The organism is Pseudomonas sp. HMSC067G02, from assembly GCF_001813485.1.
GTDB classification, from domain to species: domain Bacteria; phylum Pseudomonadota; class Gammaproteobacteria; order Pseudomonadales; family Pseudomonadaceae; genus Pseudomonas; species Pseudomonas aeruginosa.
In genome coordinates, this window is record NZ_KV812632.1 from 364,517 (window position 1) to 388,938 (window position 24,422).

Sequence of the window (24,422 nt, forward strand, 5' to 3'; positions counted from 1 at the left end):
GGGTCGTATCCCGCCGTCCCCGCCCGCCTCGCCATACGTCCATCTCCGCTCTGCGCAAGCGCGTCGAGCTTGGTAATATCGGCTGTTTGCGGTTTCGGCTGGTTCCGCCGAAGGACATACCGGATGACTTCACCCTCCGCCCCAGACACCCAGCTCAGCCTGGCCATCGACCCGGCCCGGCCGTATGCGCGGCTGACCCTCGGCAGCCACGTGCACAGCGGCTACGACCTGCGCAGCGGACGCATGCAGAGCATTTCCCGGCACCGCGCGGCGCTGGCCTTCATCTATGCCGGCGAGGCGGTTTCCGGGCGTCCCGGCAGCGAGCCACGGGTGGCCCAGCGGCGTATAGAACGGCGTCCGGCGCACGAGCAGGAATACCGCGAGACCCTGCGCCGCCTCGGCTTCAAGCCGGCGACCCGGCGCAGCGACGCGCTCGAGGAAAGCGCCGGCGAGATGTTCGAACTGCCCGGCGACAACGCCTGGCTGCACTTCATGCAGGACGACCTGCCGCGCCTGCGCCAGCAGGGCTGGTTCATCGACATCCGCGCCGACTTCGCCTACGACCTGACGCCCATCGACGCCTGGTACGCCGAGGTCGAGGAAGCCGACGACCGCCAGTGGTTCGAGCTGGAACTGGGCATCCAGGTCGCCGGACAGCGGGTCAGCCTGCTGCCGGCTCTGACCGAGCTGATCCGCCGCAGCCCGGCCCTGCTCGATCCGCGCGCCCTCGCCCGGCACGCCGACGAAGAGCAACTGGTGCTGCGCCTGGAACTCAACCCGCCGCTGCGCGTGGCGCTGCCCTTCGGCCGCCTGAAGCCGGTGCTGGCGACGCTTTCCGACTTCTACCTGGGCGACCCCGAACCGCAGCGCAAGCTGCGCCTGGGCGCACCGGACGCGGCGCGCCTGGCCGATCTCGACGAGTTGCCGCTGGCCTGGGAAGGCGGCGACAACCTGCGCGACTTCGCCCGCCGCCTACGCAGTTTCCAGGCTCGTCCGGCGACCCCGCCGCAAGGCCTGCGCGCCGAACTGCGGCCCTACCAGCTCGAAGGCCTGAGCTGGATGCAGACCCTGCGCGAACTCGACAGCGGCGGCGTGCTGGCCGACGACATGGGGCTGGGCAAGACCTTGCAGTCGCTGGCCCACGTGCTCCTGGAAAAGCAGGCCGGGCGGCTCGACACGCCGGCGCTGGTGGTGATGCCCACCAGCCTGATCCCCAACTGGCTGGACGAGGCCGAGCGCTTCGCCCCCGATCTGCGCGTGCTGGCCCTGCACGGCGCCGGCCGGCGCCGCGACTTCGCCCGCATCGACGAGCACGACCTGGTGCTGACCACCTATGCCTTGCTGCCACGCGACGCCGCCGAGCTGGGCAAGCGGCGGTTCCACCTGCTGATCCTCGACGAGGCGCAGAACATCAAGAACGCCACCACCAAGGCCGCCGTCGCCGCCCGCGAGCTAGCGGCACGGCATCGCCTGTGCCTGACCGGCACGCCGCTGGAGAACCACCTCGGCGAACTCTGGTCGCTGTTTCATTTCCTGATGCCCGGCTGGCTCGGCGATGCCCGCCAGTTCGCCCAGGACTACCGCACGCCGATCGAGAAGCACGGCGACGAGGCACGCCTCAGCCACCTGGCCGCGCGCCTGCGGCCGTTCCTGCTGCGACGGACCAAGGAACAGGTGGCCTCGGAACTGCCGCCGAAGAGCGAGTTCACCCAGTTCGTCGAACTCAGCGAGGCGCAACGCGAACTCTACGAGACCGTGCGCCTGGCGCTGGACCGCAAGGTCCGCGAGGAGATCGCCCGGCGCGGCCTGGCGCGCAGCCGCATCGTGATCCTCGAGGCGCTGCTCAAGCTGCGCCAGGTCTGCTGCGATACGCGCCTGCTGCAACGCCAGGAAGACGGCGCGCGCAGCGGCCGGGCGCTCAGCTCGGGCAAGCTGGCCTACCTGCTCGACATGCTCGACGAACTGATCGCCGAGGGTCGCCGGGTCCTGCTGTTCTCGCAGTTCACCTCGATGCTCGCGCTGATCGAGGACGCCCTGCGCCAGCGCGGCGTCGACTACGTCCTGCTGACCGGCGAGACCCGCGACCGCCGAGCCCCGGTACAGCGCTTCCAGAGCGGCAAGGTGCCGGTGTTCCTGATCAGCCTGAAGGCAGGCGGGGTCGGCCTCAACCTGACCGCGGCGGACACCGTGATCCACTACGATCCCTGGTGGAACCCGGCGGTGGAGAACCAGGCCAGCGACCGCGCCTACCGCATCGGCCAGGACAAGCCGGTGTTCGTCTACCGGCTGATCGCCCGCGGCACGGTGGAAGAGAAGATCCAGCACCTGCAGCAGGAAAAGGCCGCCCTCGCCGACGGCCTGTTCAGCGAAGGCAACGGCGACGGCTGGAAGCTCGACGAGGCCGATATCGACGCGCTGTTCGCGCCCCTGCCCAAGGCGCTCTGAGCGCCGCCCGGATTCAGCGCGCGACGCCGCGGTAGACGTAGGTCATCGGCCGCGGCCCGGGCAGGTAGCCCTGTTCCAGCTCGTCGATGCGAAAGCCGGCCTCGCGCAGCAAGGCCGGCATGTCGCGGTCCAGGTGGCAACCGCCGGCCAGCGGTTTCCACCAGGGCGTCAGGCGCCGTTGCCAGGCCAGCACCGAGGCGTCCGGCGCGCGCCCGTGCTCGCAGAACAGCAATTCGCCGCCACGCTTCAGCACCCGACGCATCTCGCCCAGCGCCGGCAGCGGCGCGGCGATGGAGCAAAGGGTGAAAGTGCAGACGATGGTGTCGAAGCTTTCCGCCTCGGCGCGGATCTCGCCAAGCTCGAGGGCGACCATTTCCACCGGGATGCCGATTTGCGCCGCGCGCTCGCGGGCCAGCGCCTGCATTTGCGCGGCCGGGTCGACGCCGACGATCGCCGACACCTTCGCCGCATCGTAGAAGCCCAGGTTGAGCCCGGTGCCCAGACCGACCTCCAGCACCCGCCCATGGGCGCGCGGCACCAGCAGCGAACGCTGCTTCATCACGTCGCCCATGCCGCAGGCGAAGTCGATCAGGCGCGGCAACACGTAACGGTCATAGATGCCCACGAAACTCTCTCCTGGCACAGCGACTGGAGGGGAAAGCATAGACCAGCGATGCATTAGACGATTGTCGACAATCAAGCGACGAATGATTGACCCCACGCAATCCAGGCGGTAGCTTTCGCAAACATTGTCGACACATCGACCCGGACAGCCAGTACCATGACCCAGAACCCGCCCCCTCTCGAGATTGCCCATGACGACGGCGAGACCTTGTCGGAACACGTCTTCCGCAAGATCCAGAGCGCCATCGTCAGCGGCGAGATCGCGCCGGGCAGCAAGATCTCCGAGCCGGAGCTGGCGCGCACCTACGGCATCAGCCGCGGCCCGCTGCGCGAGGCGATCCACCGCCTGGAAGGCCTGCGCCTGCTGGTGCGGGTGCCGCATGTCGGGGCGCGGGTGGTGTCGCTGAGCCACGCCGAGCTGATCGAACTCTACGAGATCCGCGAGTCCCTGGAAGGCATGGCCTGCCGACTGGCCGCCGAGCGCATGAGCCAGGCCGAGATCGACGAGTTGCGCCGGGTGCTCGACACCCACGAGCGCGACGAGGCGTTCCAGGCCGGGCGCGGCTATTACCAGCAGGAAGGCGACTACGACTTCCACTACCGGATCATCCAGGGCAGCGGCAACGCCACCCTCACCCGCATGCTCTGCGGCGAGCTCTACCAACTGGTGCGGATGTACCGCATCCAGTACTCGACCACACCGAACCGGCCGCGCCAGGCCTTCGCCGAACACCACCGCATTCTCGACGCCATCGCCGACCGTGACGGCGAACTGGCCGAGCTGCTGATGCGCCGCCACATCAGTGCGTCGCGCCGCAATATCGAGCGCCAGCTGGAACCCCAGCCGGCGAAGCTCGCCTCCGCTTCCTCCACCGTCTAAGAGGTCCGTGATGAGCCAGACGTCCCTTACCCCCGGCCAGCGCTTCCGCGAAGCCGTGGCCACCGAGCACCCGCTGCAGGTGGTCGGCACCATCAACGCCAACCACGCCCTGCTGGCCAAGCGCGCCGGCTTCAAGGCCATCTACCTGTCCGGCGGCGGCGTCGCCGCCGGTTCCCTGGGCCTGCCGGACCTGGGCATCAGCGGCCTCGACGACGTGCTCACCGACGTGCGCCGGATCACCGACGTCTGCGACCTGCCGCTGCTGGTGGACGTCGACACCGGCTTCGGCTCCTCGGCGTTCAACGTCGCCCGCACGGTGAAGTCGATGATCAAGTTCGGCGCCGCCGCGATGCATATCGAGGACCAGGTCGGTGCCAAGCGCTGCGGCCATCGGCCGAACAAGGAGATCGTCTCGCAGCAGGAGATGGTCGACCGCATCAAGGCCGCCGTCGATGCCCGCAGCGACGACTCCTTCGTGATCATGGCGCGCACCGACGCGCTGGCCGTGGAAGGCCTGCAGGCCGCCATCGACCGCGCCTGCGCCTGCGTCGAGGCCGGCGCCGACATGATCTTCCCGGAAGCCATGACCGAACTGGCCATGTACAAGGAGTTCGCCGCCGCGGTGAAGGTGCCGGTGCTGGCCAACATCACCGAGTTCGGCGCCACCCCGCTGTTCACCACCGACGAACTGGCCTCCGCCGACGTGTCCCTGGTGCTCTACCCGCTGTCGGCCTTCCGCGCCATGAACAAGGCGGCGGAGAACGTCTACACCGCGATCCGTCGCGACGGCACCCAGAAGAACGTGATCGATACCATGCAGACCCGCATGGAGCTGTACGATCGCATCGATTACCACAGCTTCGAGCAGAAGCTCGACGCGCTCTTCGCGCAGAAGAAGAACGCCTGAGCATCGAGCCCGGCGTGCGCCTGAGCGCCGGTCCGCGAACCCCGTGAAACCGAGTTGCAGCATCCAGAAAAAATTCAAGAAAGGAGAGAGCAATGGCTGAAGCAAAAGTACTGAGTGGCGCCGGCCTGCGTGGCCAGGTGGCCGGCCAGACAGCCCTGTCCACCGTCGGCCAGGAAGGCGCCGGCCTGACCTACCGTGGCTACGACGTCCGCGACCTGGCGGCGGCGGCGATCTTCGAGGAAGTCGCCTACCTGCTGCTCTACGGCGAACTGCCGAACAAGCAACAGCTCGACGCCTACCTGAAGAAGCTCCAGGGCCAGCGCGACCTGCCGCAGGCGCTGAAGGAAGTTCTCGAACGGATTCCGAAGGACGCCCACCCGATGGACGTGATGCGCACCGGCGCCTCGGTCCTCGGCACCCTGGAACCGGAGCTGAGCTTCGACCAGCAGCGCGACGTCGCCGACCGCCTGCTCGCCGCCTTCCCGGCGATCATGACCTACTGGTACCGCTTCACCCACGAAGGCCAGCGCATCGACTGCAACAGCGACGAGCCGACCATCGGCGGGCACTTCCTCGCCCTGCTCCACGGCAGGAAGCCCAGCGAGCTGCACGTGAAGGTGATGAACGTCTCGCTGATCCTCTACGCCGAGCATGAGTTCAACGCATCCACCTTCACCGCGCGGGTTTGCGCCTCGACCCTGTCCGACCTCTACTCCTGCGTCACCGGCGCCATCGGCTCGCTGCGCGGCCCGCTGCACGGCGGCGCCAACGAGGCGGCGATGGAACTGATCGAACGCTTCTCTTCGCCGCAGGAAGCCACCGCCAAGCTGCTGAAGATGCTCGAGCGCAAGGACAAGATCATGGGCTTCGGGCATGCCATCTACAAGGATTCCGACCCGCGCAACGAAGTGATCAAGGGTTGGTCGAAGCAGCTCGCCGACGAGGTCGGCGACAAGGTCCTGTTCGCGGTTTCCGAAGCCATCGACAAGACCATGTGGGAGCAGAAGAAGCTGTTCCCCAACGCCGACTTCTACCACGCCTCGGCGTATCACTTCATGGGCATCCCGACCAAGCTGTTCACGCCGATCTTCGTCTGCTCGCGGACCAGCGGCTGGACCGCCCACGTCTTCGAACAGCGCGCCAACAACCGCATCATCCGCCCGAGCGCCGAGTACACCGGCGTCGAACAGCGCGCGTTCGTGCCGCTGGAGCAACGCTGATCCACGCCGTCCGGCGCGCCGAACGCGAGCGCGCCGGACGGTTGCCGCACCCAGAATTCGAAAGGCCGGCGTGGGCTGCGCCACGGCGCGAGCGACACGCTTCCGAACACCCCGTGATTGAGTCCGAGCCATGAACAGCGCACACCGCAAACCGCTCCCCGGCACCCGCCTGGACTACTTCGACGCCCGCGAGGCGGTCGAGGCGATCCAGCCCGGCGCCTACGCCAAGCTGCCCTATACCTCCCGCGTGCTCGCCGAGAACCTGGTGCGCCGCTGCGCCCCGGCGACCCTGGAGGCTTCGCTGCGCCAACTGGTCGAGCGCAAGCGCGACCTCGACTTCCCCTGGTACCCGGCGCGGGTGGTCTGCCATGACATCCTCGGGCAGACCGCTCTGGTCGACCTCGCCGGCCTGCGCGACGCCATCGCCGACAAGGGCGGCGACCCGGCCCAGGTCAACCCGGTGGTGCCGGTGCAACTGATCGTCGACCACTCGCTGGCGGTGGAATGCGGCGGCTACGACCCCGAGGCCTTCGCCAAGAACCGCGCCATCGAGGACCGCCGCAACGAGGACCGCTTCCACTTCATCGACTGGACCAAGCAGGCCTTCCGCAACGTCGACGTGATCCCGCCGGGCAACGGCATCATGCACCAGATCAACCTGGAGAAAATGTCGCCGGTGATCCAGGCGCGCGACGGCGTGGCCTTCCCCGATACCTGCGTGGGTACCGACAGCCATACCCCGCACGTCGACGCCCTGGGCGTGATCGCCATCGGCGTCGGCGGCCTGGAAGCGGAGAACGTGATGCTCGGCCGCGCCTCCTGGATGCGCCTGCCGGACATCGTCGGCGTCGAGCTGAGCGGCCGTCGCCAGCCGGGCATCACCGCCACCGACGTGGTGCTGGCCCTGACCGAGTTCCTGCGCAAGCAGAAGGTGGTCGGCGCCTACCTGGAGTTCTACGGCGAAGGCGCCTCCAGCCTGACCCTCGGCGACCGCGCGACCATCTCCAACATGGCTCCGGAATACGGCGCCACCGCGGCGATGTTCGCCATCGACCAGCAGACCATCGACTACCTGCGCCTCACCGGCCGCGACGACGAGCAGGTCGCCCTGGTGGAGGCCTATGCGCGCACCGCCGGGCTCTGGGCCGACAGCCTGGTCGACGCCGAGTACGAGCGGGTGCTGAAGTTCGACCTGTCCAGCGTGGTGCGCAACATGGCCGGCCCGTCCAATCCGCACGCCAGGGTCGCCACCAGCGAACTGGCGGCGAAAGGCATCGCCGGCAACCTCGAGCGGGCCCGCGCCGAGGAAGCCGAGGGCCTGATGCCGGACGGCGCGGTGATCATCGCCGCGATCACCAGTTGCACCAACACCAGCAACCCGCGCAACGTGATCGCCGCCGGCCTGCTGGCGCGCAACGCCGACCGCCTCGGCCTGGTCCGCAAGCCATGGGTGAAGACCTCGCTGGCACCCGGCTCCAAGGTGGTCACCGAATACCTGCGCGAAGCCGGCCTGCTGCCGCACCTGGAAGCCCTCGGCTTCGGCGTGGTGGCCTACGCCTGCACGTCTTGCAACGGCATGTCCGGCGCCCTCGACCCGGCGATCCAGCGGGAGATCGTCGAGCGCGACCTGTACGCCACCGCGGTGCTCTCCGGCAACCGCAACTTCGACGGGCGCATCCACCCCTACGCCAAGCAGGCCTTCCTCGCCTCGCCGCCGCTGGTGGTGGCCTACGCCATCGCCGGGACCATCCGCTTCGACATCGAGCGCGACGTGCTCGGCGTGGCGGACGGCAAGGAGATCCGCCTGAAGGACCTCTGGCCGAGCGACGAGGAGATCGACGCGGTGGTCAGGGCGGCGGTGAAGCCCGAGCAGTTCCGCCAGGTCTACATCCCGATGTTCGACATCACCCACGGCGAGCGCGAGAAGGTCGACCCGCTCTACGCCTGGCGCCCGACGAGCACCTACATCCGCCGCCCGCCGTACTGGGAAGGCGCCCTCGCCGGCGAACGCACCCTGCGCGGCATGCGCCCGCTGGCGGTGCTGCCGGACAACATCACCACCGACCACCTGTCGCCGTCCAACGCGATCCTCGCCGACAGCGCGGCAGGCGAATACCTGGCGAAAATGGGCCTGCCCGAGGAGGACTTCAACTCCTACGCCACCCACCGCGGCGACCACCTCACCGCGCAACGCGCGACCTTCGCCAACCCGAAGCTGTTCAACGAGATGGTGCGCAACGCCGACGGCAGCGTGAAGCAGGGTTCGCTGGCGCGGGTCGAGCCGGAAGGCAAGGTGATGCGCATGTGGGAAGCCATCGAGACCTACATGGAGCGCAAGCAGCCGCTGATCATCGTCGCCGGCGCCGACTACGGGCAGGGTTCTTCGCGCGACTGGGCGGCCAAGGGCGTGCGCCTGGCCGGGGTGGAGGCGATCGTCGCCGAGGGCTTCGAGCGCATCCACCGCACCAACCTGATCGGCATGGGCGTGCTGCCGCTGGAGTTCAAGCCGGGTACCACCCGCCTGACCCTGGGGATCGACGGCAGCGAGACCTTCGACGTGCTCGGCGCTCGCCGGCCACGCGCCGACCTGACCCTGGTCATCCACCGGCGCGACGGAGAGCGGCTCGAAGTGCCGGTGACCTGCCGCCTGGACAGCGACGAGGAAGTCTCCATCTACGAAGCCGGCGGCGTACTGCAACGCTTCGCCCAGGACTTCCTGGAGGCGGCCGGCGCCTGATGGCGCCGGCGAAACACCCTGGTAGGACGGACGACGCGTAGCGTCATCCGCCGACGACCGGCAGCGGCTGTCGAACGCAGCCGCTGCCCTTGAATTCGATTGCCGAGGACGACGACGCATGGCCCACCCACCCCAGATCCGCATCCCCGCCACCTACCTGCGCGGCGGCACCAGCAAGGGCGTGTTCTTCCGCCTGGAAGACCTGCCGGAATCCTGCCGGGTCCCCGGCGAGGCGCGCGACCGGCTGTTCATGCGGGTGATCGGCAGTCCCGACCCCTATGCCGCGCACATCGACGGGATGGGCGGCGCCACCTCCAGCACCAGCAAGTGCGTGATCCTCTCGAAGAGCAGCCAGCCGGGCCATGACGTCGACTACCTCTACGGCCAGGTCTCCATCGACAAGCCCTTCGTCGACTGGAGCGGCAACTGCGGCAACCTCTCCACCGGGGCCGGCGCCTTCGCCCTGCACGCCGGGCTGGTGGATCCGGCGCGGATACCGGAAGACGGCATCTGCGAGGTGCGCATCTGGCAGGCCAATATCGGCAAGACCATCATCGCCCACGTGCCGGTGAGCGGCGGCCAAGTCCAGGAAACCGGCGACTTCGAACTGGACGGAGTGACCTTCCCGGCGGCCGAGATCGTGCTGGAGTTCCTCGACCCGTCCGAGGACGGCGAGGACGGCGGCGCCATGTTCCCCACCGGCAACCTGGTGGACGACCTGGAGGTGCCGGGGGTCGGTACCTTCAAGGCGACCATGATCAACGCCGGGATTCCCACGGTGTTCGTCAATGCCGAGGACATCGGCTACCGCGGCACCGAGCTGCGCGAAGAGATCAACGGCGACCCGCAGCAACTGGCGCGCTTCGAACGGATCCGCGTCGCCGGCGCCCTGCGCATGGGCCTGATCAAGACCCCCGAGGAAGCCGCGACCCGCCAGCACACGCCGAAGATCGCCTTCGTCGCCCCGCCCCGCGACTACCGCACCGCCAGCGGCAAGCTGGTGGCGGCCGGCGATATCGACCTGCTGGTCCGCGCGCTGTCCATGGGCAAGCTGCACCACGCGATGATGGGTACCGCGGCGGTGGCCATCGGCACCGCCGCGGCCATTCCCGGCACCCTGGTGAACCTCGCCGCCGGCGGCGGCGAACGCAGCGCGGTACGCTTCGGCCATCCCTCCGGCACCCTGCGAGTGGGCGCCGAGGCCAGCCAGGCGAACGGCGAATGGACGGTGACCAAGGCGATCATGAGCCGCAGCGCGCGAATCCTCATGGAAGGCTGGGTGCGCGTACCCGGCGAGGCCTTCTGAACCGACCTATCCTTGCTCCGGCCTTCCGCCACCGCGAAAGGCCGGGGCGTCTTGCAGCCACGACAAGAAAAACCATCCCCGAACCAGCCTGACCCGAGAGGAAACCCACCACTTACGAACCACTGGAGTACGCGATGAGTGCCAACGTCGATCTCAACCAACGTCCCGACTACGACGCCGTCCTGCAGGACATCGCCGACTACGTGCTGGACTACCGCATCGATTCCGCGGAGGCCCTGGACACCGCCCGCAACTGCCTGATGGATACCCTCGGCTGCGGCCTGCTGGCGCTGCGCTTCCCGGAATGCACCAAGCACCTCGGCCCGCTGGTCGAGGGCACCCTGGTCCCGCACGGCGCGCGGGTGCCGGGCACCTCCTTCCGGCTCGACCCGGTCAAGGCCGCCTGGGACATCGGCTGCATCGTCCGCTGGCTGGACTACAACGACACCTGGCTGGCCGCCGAGTGGGGCCATCCCTCGGACAACCTCGGCGGCATCCTCGCCGTCGCCGACCACCTCTCGCAGAAACGCCTGGCCAACGGCGAAGCGCCGCTGAGCATGCGCCAGGTACTGGAAGCGATGATCATGGCCCACGAGATCCAGGGCGTGATCGCCCTGGAGAACTCGTTCAATCGCGTCGGCCTCGACCATGTGCTGCTGGTCAAGGTCGCGTCCACCGCCGTCTGCGCCAAGCTGATGGGGGCCGACCGCGAGCAACTGCTGGCCGCCCTCTCCCACGCCTTCGTCGACGGCCAGGCCCTGCGCACCTACCGTCACGCACCGAACGCCGGCTCGCGCAAGTCCTGGGCCGCTGGCGACGCGACGAGCCGCGGCGTACGCCTGGCGGACATCGCCTTGCGCGGCGAGATGGGCATCCCCGGCGTGCTCAGCGCGCCGCAGTGGGGTTTCTACGATGTCCTGTTCAGCCACACCAGCAAGGACCTGGCGACCAAGCCCGAGGACAAGCGGCGCTTCAGCTTCCCCCAGGGCTACGGCAGCTACGTGATGGAAAACGTGCTGTTCAAGATCAGCTTCCCCGCCGAATTCCACGCGCAGACCGCCGCCGAGGCCGCCGTGCGCCTGCATCCGCTGGTGAAGGACCGCCTGCAACGGATCAGCCGCATCGTCATCACCACCCACGAGTCGGCGATCCGCATCATTTCCAAGGTCGGCCCGCTGGCCAACCCCGCCGACCGCGACCATTGCCTGCAGTACATGACCGCCGTGCCGCTGATCTTCGGCGACCTGGTGGCCGAGCACTACGAGGACGCTTTCCACGCCGCCCACCCGCTGATCGACCGCTTGCGCGAGAAAATGGAGATCGTCGAGGAGCCGCGCTACAGCCGTGAATACCTGGAGGCGGACAAGCGCTCCATCGCCAACGCCGTGGAAGTGTTCTTCGACGACGGCAGCAGCACCGGCCAGGTCGCCGTGGAGTACCCGCTCGGCCATCGCCGCCGGCGCGCCGAGGGCATTCCGCTGCTGCAGGAGAAGTTCAAGGCCAACCTGGCCACGCGCTTCCCGCCGCAGCGCTGCCAGAGGATCTTCGACCTGTGCAGCCACCAGGCGTCACTGGAAGCCACGCCGGTGAACCGCTTCATGGACCTCCTGGCGATCTGAGCGCGCCCGCCTGGAAGGCGCTGGGCGGCTGGCCGAGGACCCGGCGGAACATGGTCGAGAAGGCTGCCGGGCTCTGGTAGCCGCAGTCCAGGGCGATGGCGGTGACCGTTTCGCCGCCGGCCAGCCGCGCCAGTGCCTGCACCACGCAGGCGCGCTGCTTCCAGGCCCCGAAGCTGAGGCCGGTGTAGCGACGGAAGGTGCGGTTGAAACTGCGCAGGCTGGTATGCAGCAGCCCGGCCCAGCGCTCGGCGCTGGCGCGGATGTCGGGCTCGACGAGGAACGCCTCGCAAAGCGCCAGCCAGCGCGGCTCGGGCGGCAAGGGCACGTGCAGCGGCAGCGTCTCGGCCGCCGCCAGCTCATGGAGCAACAGCGTCGCCAGCGCGCCGTCGCGACCTTCGGTGTCGTATTCCAGGGGCATGTCCACCGCCGCCAGCAACAGTTGCCGCAGCAACGGCGACACCGCCAGCACCTGGCAGTGCGCCGGCATCGCCGTGGCGCTGCCGGGCTCGATGTACAGGCTGCGGGTGCTCACCCCGAGCATTCGCACCTCATGCTCGACGCCCGGCGGAATCCACACTGCGCGCTGTGGCGGCACCACCCAGCCGGCGTCGCCGGTACGCACCTGCATCACCCCGCTGGCACCGTACAGCAATTGCGCGCGACGGTGCCGATGGCGCGGCAGCAGGTAGCCGTCGGGATAGTCGGTACCCATGGCCACCACGGCCCGGGGCGTGGCGTCGTACTGCTCGATGGAAGCGTTGCGCATGGTCGAAGTACCTGGCCGAAAGGCGAATAGTATTGGCCAACCTCGCAAAGCGGGCCAACCCCGGGACACCTAAGCTGGCCTTCCGCTCTCGCTCCGGAAACCCGCCATGTTCTATCTCCTGCTCTTTCTCTGCGGCTGCCTCACCGGGGTCAGCGCCGTGTTGTTCGGCTTTGGCGGCGGCTTCGTGGTGGTGCCGCTGCTCTATCACCTGCTGCAACTCGGTCGCGCCGCCGACGACCCGCTGGCCCAGGCGGCCATGCAGGTCGCGGTGGCCACCTCGACCTGCGTGATGATCGTCAACGCCGCCCTCGCCACCTATCGCCACCGGCGCGCCGGCAGCCTGCTGCGCGCCTATGTCTGGCCGCTGGGCGCGTACATCGGTGTCGGCGCGGTGCTCGGCGCGGCGCTGGTCGGCCTGGCCAGCGGCGACTTCATCCGCCTGGCCTTCGTCGCCTACCTCGCCATCACCATCCTCGACTGCCTGTTGCGCCGCGGCTTCCTCAGCCGCGCCGAGGAGCGCCAGGCGCGGCCGCTGGGTGTCGGCGAGACGCGCCTGGGCGGAATGCTGATCGGTGCGATCGCCACCTTCCTCGGCGTCGGAGGCAGCGTGATGACCGTACCGCTGCTGCGCCGCTGCGGGCTGAGCATGACCCAGGCGACCTCCATGGCCAACCCGCTGAGCCTGCCGGTGGCTCTTGGCGGCACCCTTACCTACCTGGTCCTGGCCGGCTACCAGGAGCAAGGCCTGGGCCGAGGCTTCGTCGGCTACATCGACCTGCTGGCCTTCGCCACCCTGGCCGGCGGCGGCTGGCTCGGCATCCGCCTGGCGACCCCGCTGATCGGGCGGATTCCCGATGCGCTGCATGCACGGGTGTACGTCGGCCTGCTGGCGGCGGTGATGCTGAGCATGCTGGCGGGCTGATGCCCCAGCCTGGGTAGGGCGAATAACGCCAACGGCGTTATCCGCCGCACCGGGCCGGATATCGGCGCAACGAAAAAAGGGCCTCGTCCGAGGCCCTTCTTCCTTTCCGGCGCTACACCGCTCAGGACGCCGCGCGGCTTACCGCGCCGGCGCCGGCAGGCTCCTTCGGCGCCAGGTTGAAGGCGTAGTACAGGACGGTCAGCAGCAGGATGAACGGCGGGCCGATGTAGAGGGCGATGCGGGTGTCCTCGAAGAAGGCCATCAGCACCACCACCATCACCAGGAACGCCAGCGCCAGGTAGGAACTGAGCGGGTACAGCCACATGCGGTATTGCAGCTTGTCGCACTCGGCCGGGCTGAGCGTCTTGCGGAAGCGCAACTGGGCCAGCAGGATCATCGCCCAGGTCCAGATCGCGCCGAAGGTGGCGATGGAGGTCACCCAGACGAACACCTTCTCCGGCACCAGGTAGTTCAGCAACACGCCCAGCAGCAGCGCCAGGATCGACAGGATCAGCGCCCGGCGCGGTACGCCGCTGCGCGAGGCCTTGCCGAAGAAGGCCGGGGCCTGGCGATGCTGGGCCAGGCTGTAGAGCATGCGCCCGGTACTGAAGATGCCGCCATTGCAGGACGACAGTGCGGCGGTGATCACCACGAAGTTGATGATCCCGGCGGCGGTCTTGATGCCCATGCGCTCGAAGGTCATCACGAAGGGGCTGCCCTGGGTGCCGATCTCGTTCCACGGATAGAGCGACATGATCACGAACAGCGAGCCGACATAGAACAGCAGGATGCGCCAGAACACCGAGTTGATCGCGCTGGGAATGGTCTTGGTCGGGTTACGCGCTTCGCCGGCGGTGAGGCCGATCATTTCCACCCCGAGGTAGGCGAACATCACCATCTGCAGCGACATCAGCACGCCCTGGATGCCATTGGGCATGAAGCCGCCGTGGGCCCAGAGGTTGGAGATGCCGGTGGCGATGCCGTCGTTGCCGAAGCCGAAGACGATCATGCCGATGCCGACCACCACCATCGCCAGGATGGTGACGATCTTGATCAGGGCGAACCAGAACTCGAACTCGCCGAAGGCACGCACCGCGATGAGGTTGATCGTGCCCATGCTCGCCAGGGCCGCCAGGGCCCAGATCCAGCGCGGCACGTCGGGGAACCAGATGCCCATGTAGACGGCGACGGCGGTGATCTCGGCGACACAGGTCACCAGCCAGAGGAACCAGTAGTTCCAGCCGGTGATGAAGCCCGCCAGCGGGCCCAGGTAATCCTTGGCGTACTGGCTGAAGGAACCGGCCACCGGATTGTGTACCGCCATCTCGCCGAGGGCGCGCATGATCACCAGGATCGCCAGGCCGCCGAGGATGTAGGAGATCATGATGGCCGGGCCGGCCATCTGGATGGCCTTCGCCGAGCCCAGGAACAGGCCGACGCCGATACAGGCGCCGAGCGCCATCAGGCGGATGTGTCGCTCACCGAGCTCGCGCTTCAGGGAGCCGTCTTGAACCTTCTGTTCGCCGACAGACGACATGGGAACAACCTCATTTTGTTATTGAGATAGATCAGTTGCGGACTCGCTCGTGCGGTCGGGGTAGGGAAGCGGATTTCACCAACGGCGCGGCCCCTGCGCGATACCGCACAGCGGGCGACGACGGGGCGTCATAGGTTCCAGGACTGCACACCGGAAGAGGCTGTCCGCTCTCGTGGAGCGAACGTGGGCATTGCGGGAGTCGACTACAACTGAGGTCGGGCCGGAGTTTTACACAAGATTTCGAGGCCGTCATGCCCCGCAACAGGGCAACTGGACCAAAGGCGTAAGCGCTCTGCAACGCCCATTGCGGGGCTGAAAGGTTTCACTCGGCGAGTCCCGCCCGCAGCAACAGGGACAGCGGCCTGCCGAGCCGGGGATGGACGGTTTCGCTCAGGCCCCGCAGGCGCCAGCCGCTGCCGTCGAGCAGCGCCAGCCAGGACTCCAGGGTGCGGAAATACCAGGGCATGCTGTCGCGGAAGCCTTCGCCGAAGCCGTCGAAGCGCTCCTCGCGCCAGCCGTCGCGGTAGTCCTCGTCGCCGGCGGCCCAGGGATGCAGGGTCTGGATCAGCAACTCGCCGCCGCTTTCCAGCAGCGCCGGCCAGGCCGCCAGGCAACCGGCAAGGTCTTCGTCGAGCAGGGAGAAATTGCACACCAGGGCGTCGAAACGACCGAGCCCCGAGGCCGCATCCAGCTCGCGGTAGGCCAGGCGCCGGAAGCTACCTCCGCCCGCAGCGCGGGCGAGTTCGATCAGTTCCGGCGAGGCGTCGATGCCGACGCATTCGCCGACCTCGCCGGCCAGCGCCCGGCACAGCCAGCCCTCGCCGCAGCCGATATCCAGCAGGCGCCGCGGCGCGCGCTGGCGCAGCGCCTGGAGAATCGCGTCGTCGGTGGCCTGGCGGCGGCTTTCCAGGCGTCCCTCGCGCACGGCGCGAGCCCAGGCCTCGGCATTGCCGCGCCAGCTGCGTTCGAGCCGTCGGCTGCGCTCCATGGGGTCAGCGCAGGGGTTCGCGGCAGCGGAGGTCGCGGTAGGGGCCGTCGAGCCTGACCCAGCCGTCTCCCGGCGAGGTCTGCATGCAGGCGACCTGGCCGTCGAGCTTACTCTGCCATTTGTAGAAGGGCGCCGGCGCGGCCTGCGCCGCGAGGCCGGAGAAACCCGCCAGGACGACACCGACGAGAAGGGGGAAAAGTGTGCGCATCGACATTCCGGACCCGAAACACAAGGAACTCAGACAGACACTCTAACCCCTGCGCCACGCCGCTCCAATCCTCGGTCGTCCGATTGCCGCCGGGGAGATTTTCCTTGCACGAATGACAGCAGGGTTGCAGCGGGACAACTAGACTTCCCCCCAGGTGCGGATGAATTGCGCAGCTACAGGCGGTGCGAGCATGGGTGCATCAGAACGATCCACGAACGACCCTTCCGAGCTGCAACCCTGCAGTCTCCCTGCCTCCGCTTCTCCTCGAAAAAGCCGTCTCCGCCAACGCCTGATGCTGATCGGCTTCGCCTTGCCGATCCTCGCCGCGGTGGGCATCGTGGTACTTCACGAAGCGCACACCTCGCGGCTGCAGGCACGCGAGCTGGCACGCTACGCCGCGACCCTGGACTACGAGGTGCGCCAGGGTCCCAGCGAGGCCATCCTGTTCCCGGCGGACGGCCCCTTCGACCGCCGCCTCGGCTACCAGTTGCTGCCTTCGTTCATGCAGCGCCTGTACGACCGCGACTACGCCATCACCCGCCAGGCGCACTTCTCCCCGGCGCTGATGCGCTACGCCGAACACCGGCTGTTCCCGCCCTACGCGGAAAAGGCCCAGGCCGGGCTGGACATCGCCGATTGCCGCGGCGTGCCGATCTACGACTTCCGCTATCCGCAACGGCGCTACGCGAACTTCGCCAGCCTGCCGCCGCTGGCGGTGCAGAGCCTGCTGTTCATCGAGAACCGCGACCTGCTCGATCACGAACGCCCCTACCTCAACCCGGCGGTGGACTGGGGTCGCTTCACCCAGGCGGCGCTGTCGCAGGTCGGCAAGATGCTCGGCTTCAGCGCGCACTCCTCCGGCGGCAGCACCCTGGCGACCCAGATCGAGAAATACCGCCACTCTGCCGAAGGGCGCACCGGCAGCATCGGCGACAAGCTGCGGCAGATGCTCTCGGCCAGCGTACGCAGCTATCGCGAAGGCCCGGCCAACTTCGCCGCGCGCCAGGACATCGTGCTCACCTACCTCAACTCGGTGCCGCTATCGGCGGCGCCGGGCTACGGCGAGGTCACCGGCCTGGCCGATGGCCTGTGGGTCTGGTACGGCGCCGACTACCGGCAGGTCGGCGAGGCCCTCGACGGCAAGGCCGGACTCGCCGCCCAGGGCCTGGCCCTGCGCCAGGTGCTGGCGCTGATGATCGCCCACCGCCGGCCTTCCTTCTATCTGGCGCCGCGCGGCCGCGACGAGCTGGACCGGATGACCGACAGCCACCTGCGGGTCCTGACCCAGGCCGGCGTCATCGAGGCGCCGTTACGCGATGCGGCGCTGGCGCAGAAGCTGGCGTTCCGCGACCCACGCAGCCAGCCGACGGTGCAACCGCTGCCGACCAACAAGGGCGTGACCCTGGCTCGCACCCGCCTGGCCGGGATGCTCGGCGTGCCACTGTACGACCTCGACCGTCTCGACCTGCGGGCCAATACCACCCTCCAGCACGAGTTGCAGGAAAGCGTCACCGCCTACTTGCAGAAACTCGCCGACCCGGACTACGCCGCCCAACTCGGGCTGATCGGCGAACGCCTGCTGACCCCGACCTCGACCCGCTCGGTACGCTACAGCTTCACCCTGTTCGAACGTACGCCGAGCGGCAACCAGGTGCGGGTGCAGACCGACAACACCGACCAGCCCTTCGACATCAACGAAGGCAGCAAGCTGGAGCTGGGCTCCACCGCCAAGCTACGGGTGCTGGCCAGCTACCTGGAGACCGTCGCGCAGATCCACCGCGACTATGGCGGCATGAGCGTCGCCGAGCTGCGCAAGGTGGAAGTGGAGCCGCTCGATTTCATCCTCCGCTGGGGCATCGACCACCTGGTCGCCAGCCGCGACCGCGATCTTTCCGCGATGCTCCAGGCGGCCATGGAACGGCGCTATTCGGCCAGCCCCTACGAGAGCTTCTTCACCGGCGGCGGGCTGCACACCTTCAACAACTTCCGCAAGGAAGACAACGGCCGCCGGCCGATGCTGCTGGAAGCCCTGCGCGAATCGATCAACCTGCCCTTCGTGCGCCTGCTGCGCGACCTGATCCGCCACGACATCTACCAGAACGCCGGGAGCAAGGTGCAATTGCTGGCCGACGACAAGGACCCGCGCCGCGCCGACTACCTCGACCGTTTCGTCGACAAGGAAAGCCAGGTCTACCTGCGCCGCTTCTGGGTCAAGTACCGCGACAAGGACGCCAACCAGCGCCTGGAGACCTTCCTCGACGGCCTGCGTCCCTGGCCGGTGCGGCTGGCTGCGATCCATCGCTACCTGCAGCCACAGGCCGACCTGGCGAGCTTCAGCGCCTTCCTCCGCGAACGCCTGCCCCGCGGCAGCCTGACCGACAAGCGCGCCGCCGAGCTGTACGAGCGCTACGGCCCGGGCAAGTTCAACCTCAACGACCAGGGCTACGTCGCCCGCGTGCACCCGCTGGAGCTATGGCTGCTCGGCTATCTGCAGAAGCAGCCGCAGGCGACCTTCGGCGAGGCGGTGGCGGCCAGCGGCGCCGAGCGCAAGGAGGTCTACGGCTGGCTGTTCAAGTCGCGGCACAAGAACGCCCGCGACAAGCGCATCCGCATCCTGCTGGAGGTGGAGGCCTTCCTCGACCTGCACCAGCAATGGAAGAAACTCGGCTATCCCTTCGATCACCTGGTGCCGTCCTACGCCACCGCCCTGGGCAGCTCCGGCGACCGCCCGGCGGCGCTGGCCGAACTGATGGGGATCATCGTCAACGATGGCGTGCGCATGCCGACCCTGCGCCTGGAGCACCTCGACTTCGCCCTGGGTACGCCCTACGAGACGCGCTTCGCCCCGGAAGCCACCCTCGGCCAGCGGGTGATGACCTCGGAGGTCGCCGCCACCCTGCGCAACGCGCTGTCCCAGGTGGTCGACGCCGGCACCGCGCGGCGCCTGCAAGGCACCTTCAGCCGTCCGGACGGCGCACCGCTGGTGATGGGCGGCAAGACCGGCACCGGCGACAACCGCCTGCAGACCTTCAGCGCCGGCGGCCACGTGCGCAGTTCGAAGGCACTGAACCGCACCGCCACTTTCGTCTTCTACATCGGCCCGCGGCACTTCGGTACCCTCACCGCCTACGTCGACGGCAGCGAGTCGAGCCAGTTCAAGTTCACCTCGGCCCTGCCGGTGCAGGTACTCAAGGGCATGGCACCGCTCCTCAGGGACTACCTCGACCCACGCACCGCCACCCGCTGCCAGGTACCGTTGTCGCCGCAACAGATCGGCCGCCTGTAGCGGTTCAGCGCACCGGCCAGTACCAGGCCGGCCGGTCCAGCTCGCGCAGCCCCTGGATGCGGGTCTCGCCGAAGTCCTTCTCCAGCCCCAGCGAATGGCATTCCGGGTGTTCTTCGAGCGTCGCGACAAGCCGCGCGGCGTGCGACACCACCAGCACCTGGGAGTGCTGCGCGGCCTGGCCGACCAGGCGCCCGAGGGCCGGCAGCAGGTCGGGATGCAGGCTGGTTTCCGGTTCGTTGAGCACCAGCAGCGCCGGCGGCCGCGGCGACAACAGCGCGGCGATCCACAGCAGGTAGCGCAGGGTGCCGTCCGACAGCTCCGCGGTGCGCAGCGGCCGCAGCAGGCCGGGCTGCTCGATCAGCACGTCGAAGCGCCCTCCCGGGTTGTCGATGTGCAGGCGGCTGCCGGGAAAGGCATCGTCCACCGCTTCGTCCAGCGCCGCCGCATCGCCGATCTCGCGGATGGTCTGCAGGGCCGCGGCCAGGTCGGCGCCGTCGGCGCCCAGCACCGGCGTATGGGTGCCGATCTGCGGACGCCGCGCCGGTGCCTCGGCGTCGCTGCGGAAATGGTCGTAGAAGCGCCAGGAGCGGATCCGCTCGCGCAGGCCGAGCAGTTCCGGCACCTGTCGCGGGTCCACCGCCGCGCCCAGCATGCTGTCGAAGGTGGCGAGGTGCTGCGCCGCCACTTCCCAGCGACCGCCGCCGCCGCGTGCGCGCAACAACGGCCCGCGACGGTCGACCAGGACATTGGCCGGGCGCAGGAACGGGCCGGCCCAGATGCATTCGCGCTTGATCACCGGGTCGAGACCGAACTTGCTCTGGCTTGGCTCCGGCAGGCCGAGGTCGATGCAATAACCGAAATCCTCCCCGGCGAAGCCCAGGCGCAGATTCACCGACTGCCGGCGCACGCTGCCTTCGATCGGCTGGGCGCCACTGCGCATGGCCCGGCTGATGTCCTCCGGTCCCGCCCACAGGGTCGATGGCAGGCCGCCCTCGCGCGCCAGCGACGGGATCACTTCGCCGCGCGCGCTGTCCGCCAGCAGGCGCAAGGCCCGGTAGACGTTGGACTTGCCGGCGCCGTTGGCGCCGGTGATCAGGTTCAGGCGCCGCAGCGGCATCACCAGGTCGCGCAGGGTGCGGTAGTTGGACACCGCCAGGGTGGTCAGCATGGCTGCTCTCGAAGGAACGGAAACGCGGCCGATTGTAGGCCAAATGCCGCATCGCTTACTTGAGCACGGCCACCCCGGCGACGATCAACCCGACAGAAATCAGCTTCACCGCCGTCAGGCTCTCGCCAAGCAGCAGGACGCCGAGGAACACCGTGCCCAGCGAACCGATCGCGGTCCAGATCGGATAGGCGACGCTGACCGGCAACTCGCGCAGCGCCAGGGTCAGGAAATAGATCCCGCCGATCGCCGCGACCACCGTCAGCAGCGATGGCCAGAGCCTGCCGAAGCCGTTGGAGAACTTCATGCCCATGGCGAAGGCGACCTCGAAGGCCGCCGCCACCAGCAGATGGAACCAGGCCATGGCGGCTCCTCAGGCCGACCGCGCCAGCGCCAGCAGGCGCTGTTCCGCCTCGGCGCAGGAGTCCTCGAAGGACCTGCCGCCGGATTCCTCGCCTTCCGCCGCGACCACCGTGACCTCGTCGATGCCGATGAAACCCAGCGCGGTGCGCAACCAGGGATCGGCGTGGTTCATCGCCTGGTTCTCGCCGCCCGGGCCGAAGCCATGGCCACCGCGACTGGTGACGATCAGCGCACGCTTGCCGCGCAGCAGCGGCCGGTACTGGGCGACGCCATTGTCGAGGACGAAATCGAAGGTCACCCCGAGGCGCACGATCTGGTCGATCCAGGCCTTCAGGCCGCTGGGCACGCTGAAGTTGTACATCGGCGTGGAGATCACCAGCAGGTCGCTGTCGAACAGTTCGCCGACCAGTTGGTCGCTCAGCGCCAGATCGGCCTGCATCGCCAGCGAACGCTGTTCCGGCTGGGGATGGAAGGCGGCGGCAACGAAGGCCTCGGTGACCGCCGGAAGCGGTACCCGGCCGACTTCGCGGCGAGCCACGCGGGCCTGCGGATGGGCTTCGCGATAGGTCGCCAGGAAAACCTCGGCGAGACGCCGGGATTGCGAGCGATCGCCTCGCGGGCTGGCATGCACTGCAAGAATTCTACTCATCTGTATCTCCTTGGATTCGGCTAGACTCGAATGGCCTCAAGGCCCTTCTCCTGGAGCCAGAAATTATTGGCAGCGGGGGTTCCCGACAAATGAGCAATAGTTGTTCAGGGTGAATTCAGTTCACCCATGGAGATTCCCATGTTCGCTTCCCTGCCGCTGACCGCGTTGCGCACCTTCGAATCGGCGGCCCGCCAGTCGAGCTTCAAGGCCGCCGCCGAGGAGCTTGCGGTAACGCCAACCGCGGTTTCCCACCAGATCCGTTCGCTGGAAGCCTGGCTCGGCGTTCCGCTGTTCCAGCGTCTGCCACGGAAAGTGCGCCTGACCGACTGCGGCGAACGGCTGTTCCGCAGCCTGCACGGGGCCCTGCTGGAAATTTCGCAGAGCGTCGACACCCTGCGTCCGCAGCGCAGCGGCGGCAACCTGACGGTCTCCACCACCCCGGCCTTCGCCGCCCTCTGGCTGGTGCCGCGTCTCGGCCGCTTCTACGCCGCGCACCCGCAGATCAACCTGCGCCTGGACACGAACTGCGAAGTCCTCGACCTGCACCAGGACGCCAGCATCGACCTGGTGATCCGCTACAGCCTCGACGACTACCCGAACTTCTACGGTCTCTGCCTGTTCGACGAATGCTTCGCGGTCTACGGCTCGCCGGCCCAGGTCGCCCTGGCCGGAGAACGGCAGCCGACCCTGATCAGCGTGCGCTGGCACAACTCCAGGCTCTACGCCCACGGCTGGGAGGCCTGGTGCGCGCAGGCCGGCGAAGACTGGATGGAGGGCCAGCCGGTGATCCGCCAGTACGACGAGGAGCACTATGCCCTGCAGGCGGCCATCGCCGGCCAGGGACTGGTGCTGGCCAGTTCGATCCTGGTTTCGGAAAGCGTCGCCAGCGGCCTGCTGCAACCCTACAGAGCGGATATCAGTGTCGACGGCGCCGGCTACAGCGCGCTATGCGTGCCCGGACGGGAACGTCATCCGCCGGTGAAGGCATTCTTCGAATGGCTGAGGCTGGAGGCACGACAGTCGGGGCACGCTTGCCGGCTGGAGCGGGACGCCTGAGCGGCGCGGCGGGACAGGGACAACGCGGCTGCCGTTATCCGTCCTGCGCGGAGAGGCGCAGCAGCCGCCGGAAAAAACGACGGCCCGCACCTTGCGGGGCGGGCCGTCTCCATGCGCGGGCGCTTCACCCGCCCGCAGGCTCGATCAGCGCTGGGTTACCGGAGCGGCGGAACCCTGGTGCGCCTCGCGGTACTCCTGCTCCGCATCGTCGAAGCGCTTGAGCATGCTCGTCGAAGGCGCCTTGCCGAGCAGGCTGAAGACGACGATGGCGACGCTGGCGAAGAGGAAGCCGGGGATGATCTCGTACAGGCCGGTCCAGCCCAACAGGTTCTTCCACAGGATCACTGTCGCTGCGCCGACGATCATGCCGGCCAGCGCACCGTTGCGGGTCATCCGCTTCCACAGCAGGGAGAACAGCACCAGCGGGCCGAAAGCGGCGCCGAAGCCGGCCCAGGCATAGGACACCAGGCCGAGCACGCGGTTTTCCGGGTTGGCGGCCAGCCAGATGGCGATCACCGCCACCAGCAGCACCATGGCGCGACCGACCCAGACCAGTTCCAGCTGGCTGGCGCCCTTGCGCAGGAAGGCCTTGTAGAAGTCCTCGGTGAGCGCCGAGGAGCAGACCAGCAGCTGGCAGCTCAGGGTGCTCATGACCGCGGCGAGGATGGCGGACAGCAGCACGCCGGCGACCCACGGGTTGAACAGGATCTTGGCCAGCTCGATGAACACCCGCTCGGGGTTGTCGCTGACCGCGCCGGCCTGCTCCGGATGCGCCTGGAAGTAGGCGATGCCGAAGAAGCCCACGGCCACCGCGCCGCCGAGGCAGAGGATCATCCAGGTCATGGAGATGCGGCGCGCGGCCGGGATCGATTTCACCGAATCGGCGGCCATGAAGCGCGCCAGGATGTGCGGCTGGCCGAAGTAGCCCAGGCCCCAGGCCATCAGCGAGATCACGCCGATGAAGGAGGCGCCCTTGAGCATGTCGAAGCTGGTCGCGTCCTTCAGCTCGATGGCGGTGAAGGTCGGCTCGACGCCGCCGGTGGCGAGCATCACGATCACCGGGGTGAGGATCAGCGCGAAGATCATCAGCGAGGCCTGCACGGTGTCGGTCCAGCTCACCGCGAGGAAGCCGCCGATGAAGGTGTAGGCGATGGTCGCCGCGGCGCCGGCCCACAGCGCGGTCTCGTAGGAGAGGCCGAAGGTGCTCTCGAACAGGCGCGCACCGGCGACGATGCCGGAAGCGCAGTAGATGGTGAAGAACACCAGGATCACCAGGGCCGAGAAGATCCGCAGCAGGCGGCTGTTGTCCTCGAAGCGGTTGGTGAAGTAGTCGGGCAGGGTCAGCGCGTTGCCGTTGTGCTCGGTCTGCACCCGCAGGCGGCCGGCGACGAACAGCCAGTTGAGGTAGGCGCCGACGATCAGGCCGATGGCGATCCAGCTTTCGGACAGGCCGGACAGGTACACCGCGCCGGGCAGGCCCATCAGCAGCCAGCCGCTCATGTCGGAGGCGCCGGCGGACAGCGCCGTGACGAAGCTGCCGAGGCTGCGGCCACCGAGGATGTAGTCGGAGAAGTTGTTGGTGGAGCGATATGCCGCCAGGCCGATCAGGACCATGGCCGCGATGTAGATCACGAAGGTGATCAGCGTGGGCGTATTGACACTCATAGGGACTCCCCTATTGCTTGTTTTTATCCGGGCCCTTGCGTGTGCAAGCAACGGGTAGCGGGCCCTTGGTTGGCAGAAT

General features: G+C 68.2%; 19 protein-coding genes. 10 read left to right on the forward strand and 9 right to left on the reverse strand.

What is annotated here, in order from left to right:
* The first annotated feature begins 453 nt into the window (after positions 1-453).
* Positions 454-2,445 (forward strand): DEAD/DEAH box helicase, encoded by a 1,992-nt coding sequence (locus HMPREF2914_RS05740; RefSeq protein WP_003140910.1) that lies wholly within the window; start codon positions 454-456, stop codon positions 2,443-2,445.
* A gap of 13 nt (positions 2,446-2,458) precedes the next feature.
* On the opposite strand, the gene HMPREF2914_RS05745 is transcribed toward HMPREF2914_RS05740, so the two are convergent.
* Positions 2,459-3,109, reverse strand: coding sequence for a class I SAM-dependent methyltransferase (locus HMPREF2914_RS05745; RefSeq protein ID WP_073656955.1), 651 nt, complete (start codon positions 3,107-3,109; stop codon positions 2,459-2,461).
* Between the two features lie 117 nt (positions 3,110-3,226).
* Between HMPREF2914_RS05745 and HMPREF2914_RS05750 the strand changes: the two genes are divergently transcribed.
* From HMPREF2914_RS05750 to prpD, 6 genes are all read left to right on the forward strand, one after another.
* On the forward strand, positions 3,227-3,949 hold the full coding sequence (locus tag HMPREF2914_RS05750) for a GntR family transcriptional regulator (RefSeq protein ID WP_003085635.1): 723 nt from the start codon (positions 3,227-3,229) through the stop codon (positions 3,947-3,949).
* Between the two features lie 10 nt (positions 3,950-3,959).
* Positions 3,960-4,856, forward strand: coding sequence for a methylisocitrate lyase (gene prpB / locus HMPREF2914_RS05755; RefSeq protein ID WP_003103044.1), 897 nt, complete (start codon positions 3,960-3,962; stop codon positions 4,854-4,856).
* 92 nt (positions 4,857-4,948) lie between these two features.
* Positions 4,949-6,076 (forward strand): bifunctional 2-methylcitrate synthase/citrate synthase, encoded by a 1,128-nt coding sequence (gene prpC / locus HMPREF2914_RS05760; RefSeq protein WP_023092177.1) that lies wholly within the window; start codon positions 4,949-4,951, stop codon positions 6,074-6,076.
* 130 nt (positions 6,077-6,206) lie between these two features.
* Complete coding sequence (acnD, locus tag HMPREF2914_RS05765; protein WP_023092178.1) at positions 6,207-8,813, forward strand: Fe/S-dependent 2-methylisocitrate dehydratase AcnD; 2,607 nt, start codon at positions 6,207-6,209, stop codon at positions 8,811-8,813.
* A 118-nt stretch (positions 8,814-8,931) separates the two neighbouring features.
* Complete coding sequence (prpF, locus tag HMPREF2914_RS05770; RefSeq protein ID WP_023092179.1) at positions 8,932-10,119, forward strand: 2-methylaconitate cis-trans isomerase PrpF; 1,188 nt, start codon at positions 8,932-8,934, stop codon at positions 10,117-10,119.
* Between the two features lie 134 nt (positions 10,120-10,253).
* Complete coding sequence (prpD, locus tag HMPREF2914_RS05775; protein WP_003109750.1) at positions 10,254-11,738, forward strand: 2-methylcitrate dehydratase; 1,485 nt, start codon at positions 10,254-10,256, stop codon at positions 11,736-11,738.
* Here the strand turns inward: prpD and HMPREF2914_RS05780 are convergent.
* Positions 11,716-12,504, reverse strand: coding sequence for an AraC family transcriptional regulator (locus HMPREF2914_RS05780; protein WP_009875980.1), 789 nt, complete (start codon positions 12,502-12,504; stop codon positions 11,716-11,718). The two genes, prpD and HMPREF2914_RS05780, sit on opposite strands and share 23 nt — an antisense overlap.
* Positions 12,505-12,610: 106 nt before the next feature.
* Here HMPREF2914_RS05780 and HMPREF2914_RS05785 point away from each other — a divergent pair, with 106 nt between their 5' ends.
* Positions 12,611-13,426, forward strand: coding sequence for a sulfite exporter TauE/SafE family protein (locus tag HMPREF2914_RS05785; RefSeq protein ID WP_023092180.1), 816 nt, complete (start codon positions 12,611-12,613; stop codon positions 13,424-13,426).
* A 121-nt stretch (positions 13,427-13,547) separates the two neighbouring features.
* Here HMPREF2914_RS05785 and HMPREF2914_RS05790 read toward each other — a convergent pair whose 3' ends face one another.
* From HMPREF2914_RS05790 to HMPREF2914_RS05800, 3 genes are all read right to left on the reverse strand, one after another.
* The gene (locus tag HMPREF2914_RS05790; RefSeq protein WP_023092181.1) at positions 13,548-14,963 is read right to left on the reverse strand and encodes an amino acid permease; all 1,416 of its coding nucleotides are present in this window, start codon (positions 14,961-14,963) and stop codon (positions 13,548-13,550) included.
* Between the two features lie 322 nt (positions 14,964-15,285).
* A complete protein-coding gene (locus HMPREF2914_RS05795) occupies positions 15,286-15,951 on the reverse strand; it encodes a class I SAM-dependent methyltransferase (RefSeq protein ID WP_023092182.1) in 666 nt (221 codons plus the stop codon).
* Between the two features lie 4 nt (positions 15,952-15,955).
* On the reverse strand, positions 15,956-16,165 hold the full coding sequence (locus HMPREF2914_RS05800) for a hypothetical protein (RefSeq protein WP_009875978.1): 210 nt from the start codon (positions 16,163-16,165) through the stop codon (positions 15,956-15,958).
* Positions 16,166-16,319: 154 nt separating this feature from the next.
* On the opposite strand from HMPREF2914_RS05800, the gene HMPREF2914_RS05805 reads away from it, so the two are divergent.
* Positions 16,320-19,445 (forward strand): transglycosylase domain-containing protein, encoded by a 3,126-nt coding sequence (locus HMPREF2914_RS05805; protein ID WP_003140922.1) that lies wholly within the window; start codon positions 16,320-16,322, stop codon positions 19,443-19,445.
* Positions 19,446-19,449: 4 nt separating this feature from the next.
* Here the strand turns inward: HMPREF2914_RS05805 and HMPREF2914_RS05810 are convergent, their stop codons facing one another.
* From HMPREF2914_RS05810 to azoR1, 3 genes are read right to left on the reverse strand one after another with little or no spacing between them, the layout of a single operon-like run.
* Positions 19,450-20,613 (reverse strand): AAA family ATPase, encoded by a 1,164-nt coding sequence (locus HMPREF2914_RS05810; RefSeq protein WP_023092183.1) that lies wholly within the window; start codon positions 20,611-20,613, stop codon positions 19,450-19,452.
* A 55-nt stretch (positions 20,614-20,668) separates the two neighbouring features.
* Positions 20,669-20,974 carry a DMT family transporter gene (locus HMPREF2914_RS05815; RefSeq protein WP_023092184.1) on the reverse strand — a complete coding sequence of 102 codons (306 nt, stop codon included), beginning with the start codon at positions 20,972-20,974 and terminating at the stop codon, positions 20,669-20,671.
* A gap of 9 nt (positions 20,975-20,983) precedes the next feature.
* Entirely contained in the window at positions 20,984-21,622 is a 639-nt protein-coding gene (azoR1, locus tag HMPREF2914_RS05820) for an FMN-dependent NADH-azoreductase AzoR1 (protein ID WP_023092185.1), read from the reverse strand.
* Between the two features lie 126 nt (positions 21,623-21,748).
* On the opposite strand from azoR1, the gene HMPREF2914_RS05825 reads away from it, so the two are divergent.
* Positions 21,749-22,678, forward strand: a complete 930-nt coding sequence (locus HMPREF2914_RS05825; RefSeq protein ID WP_004348238.1) for a LysR substrate-binding domain-containing protein — start codon at positions 21,749-21,751, stop codon at positions 22,676-22,678.
* Positions 22,679-22,822: 144 nt separating this feature from the next.
* Here the strand turns inward: HMPREF2914_RS05825 and putP are convergent, their stop codons facing one another.
* On the reverse strand, positions 22,823-24,343 hold the full coding sequence (putP, locus tag HMPREF2914_RS05830; protein ID WP_003085592.1) for a sodium/proline symporter PutP: 1,521 nt from the start codon (positions 24,341-24,343) through the stop codon (positions 22,823-22,825).
* Positions 24,344-24,422 lie beyond the last annotated feature (79 nt).

What these genes read in the sequence shown, in the direction of transcription:
- HMPREF2914_RS05810 (WP_023092183.1), bottom strand. Translation starts at nt 20,613, where the DNA reads ATGCTGACCACCCTGGCGGTGTCCAACTACCGCACCCTGCGCGACCTG.
- prpF (WP_023092179.1), top strand. Translation starts at nt 8,932, where the DNA reads ATGGCCCACCCACCCCAGATCCGCATCCCCGCCACCTACCTGCGCGGC.
- prpD (WP_003109750.1), top strand. Translation starts at nt 10,254, where the DNA reads ATGAGTGCCAACGTCGATCTCAACCAACGTCCCGACTACGACGCCGTC.
- HMPREF2914_RS05800 (WP_009875978.1), bottom strand. Translation starts at nt 16,165, where the DNA reads ATGTCGATGCGCACACTTTTCCCCCTTCTCGTCGGTGTCGTCCTGGCG.
- HMPREF2914_RS05785 (WP_023092180.1), top strand. Translation starts at nt 12,611, where the DNA reads ATGTTCTATCTCCTGCTCTTTCTCTGCGGCTGCCTCACCGGGGTCAGC.
- HMPREF2914_RS05790 (WP_023092181.1), bottom strand. Translation starts at nt 14,963, where the DNA reads ATGTCGTCTGTCGGCGAACAGAAGGTTCAAGACGGCTCCCTGAAGCGC.
- HMPREF2914_RS05825 (WP_004348238.1), top strand. Translation starts at nt 21,749, where the DNA reads ATGGAGATTCCCATGTTCGCTTCCCTGCCGCTGACCGCGTTGCGCACC.
- prpB (WP_003103044.1), top strand. Translation starts at nt 3,960, where the DNA reads ATGAGCCAGACGTCCCTTACCCCCGGCCAGCGCTTCCGCGAAGCCGTG.
- acnD (WP_023092178.1), top strand. Translation starts at nt 6,207, where the DNA reads ATGAACAGCGCACACCGCAAACCGCTCCCCGGCACCCGCCTGGACTAC.
- HMPREF2914_RS05805 (WP_003140922.1), top strand. Translation starts at nt 16,320, where the DNA reads ATGAATTGCGCAGCTACAGGCGGTGCGAGCATGGGTGCATCAGAACGA.
- HMPREF2914_RS05780 (WP_009875980.1), bottom strand. Translation starts at nt 12,504, where the DNA reads ATGCGCAACGCTTCCATCGAGCAGTACGACGCCACGCCCCGGGCCGTG.
- azoR1 (WP_023092185.1), bottom strand. Translation starts at nt 21,622, where the DNA reads ATGAGTAGAATTCTTGCAGTGCATGCCAGCCCGCGAGGCGATCGCTCG.
- HMPREF2914_RS05815 (WP_023092184.1), bottom strand. Translation starts at nt 20,974, where the DNA reads ATGGCCTGGTTCCATCTGCTGGTGGCGGCGGCCTTCGAGGTCGCCTTC.
- HMPREF2914_RS05795 (WP_023092182.1), bottom strand. Translation starts at nt 15,951, where the DNA reads ATGGAGCGCAGCCGACGGCTCGAACGCAGCTGGCGCGGCAATGCCGAG.
- HMPREF2914_RS05750 (WP_003085635.1), top strand. Translation starts at nt 3,227, where the DNA reads ATGACCCAGAACCCGCCCCCTCTCGAGATTGCCCATGACGACGGCGAG.
- HMPREF2914_RS05745 (WP_073656955.1), bottom strand. Translation starts at nt 3,109, where the DNA reads ATGCTTTCCCCTCCAGTCGCTGTGCCAGGAGAGAGTTTCGTGGGCATC.
- HMPREF2914_RS05740 (WP_003140910.1), top strand. Translation starts at nt 454, where the DNA reads ATGTTCGAACTGCCCGGCGACAACGCCTGGCTGCACTTCATGCAGGAC.
- putP (WP_003085592.1), bottom strand. Translation starts at nt 24,343, where the DNA reads ATGAGTGTCAATACGCCCACGCTGATCACCTTCGTGATCTACATCGCG.
- prpC (WP_023092177.1), top strand. Translation starts at nt 4,949, where the DNA reads ATGGCTGAAGCAAAAGTACTGAGTGGCGCCGGCCTGCGTGGCCAGGTG.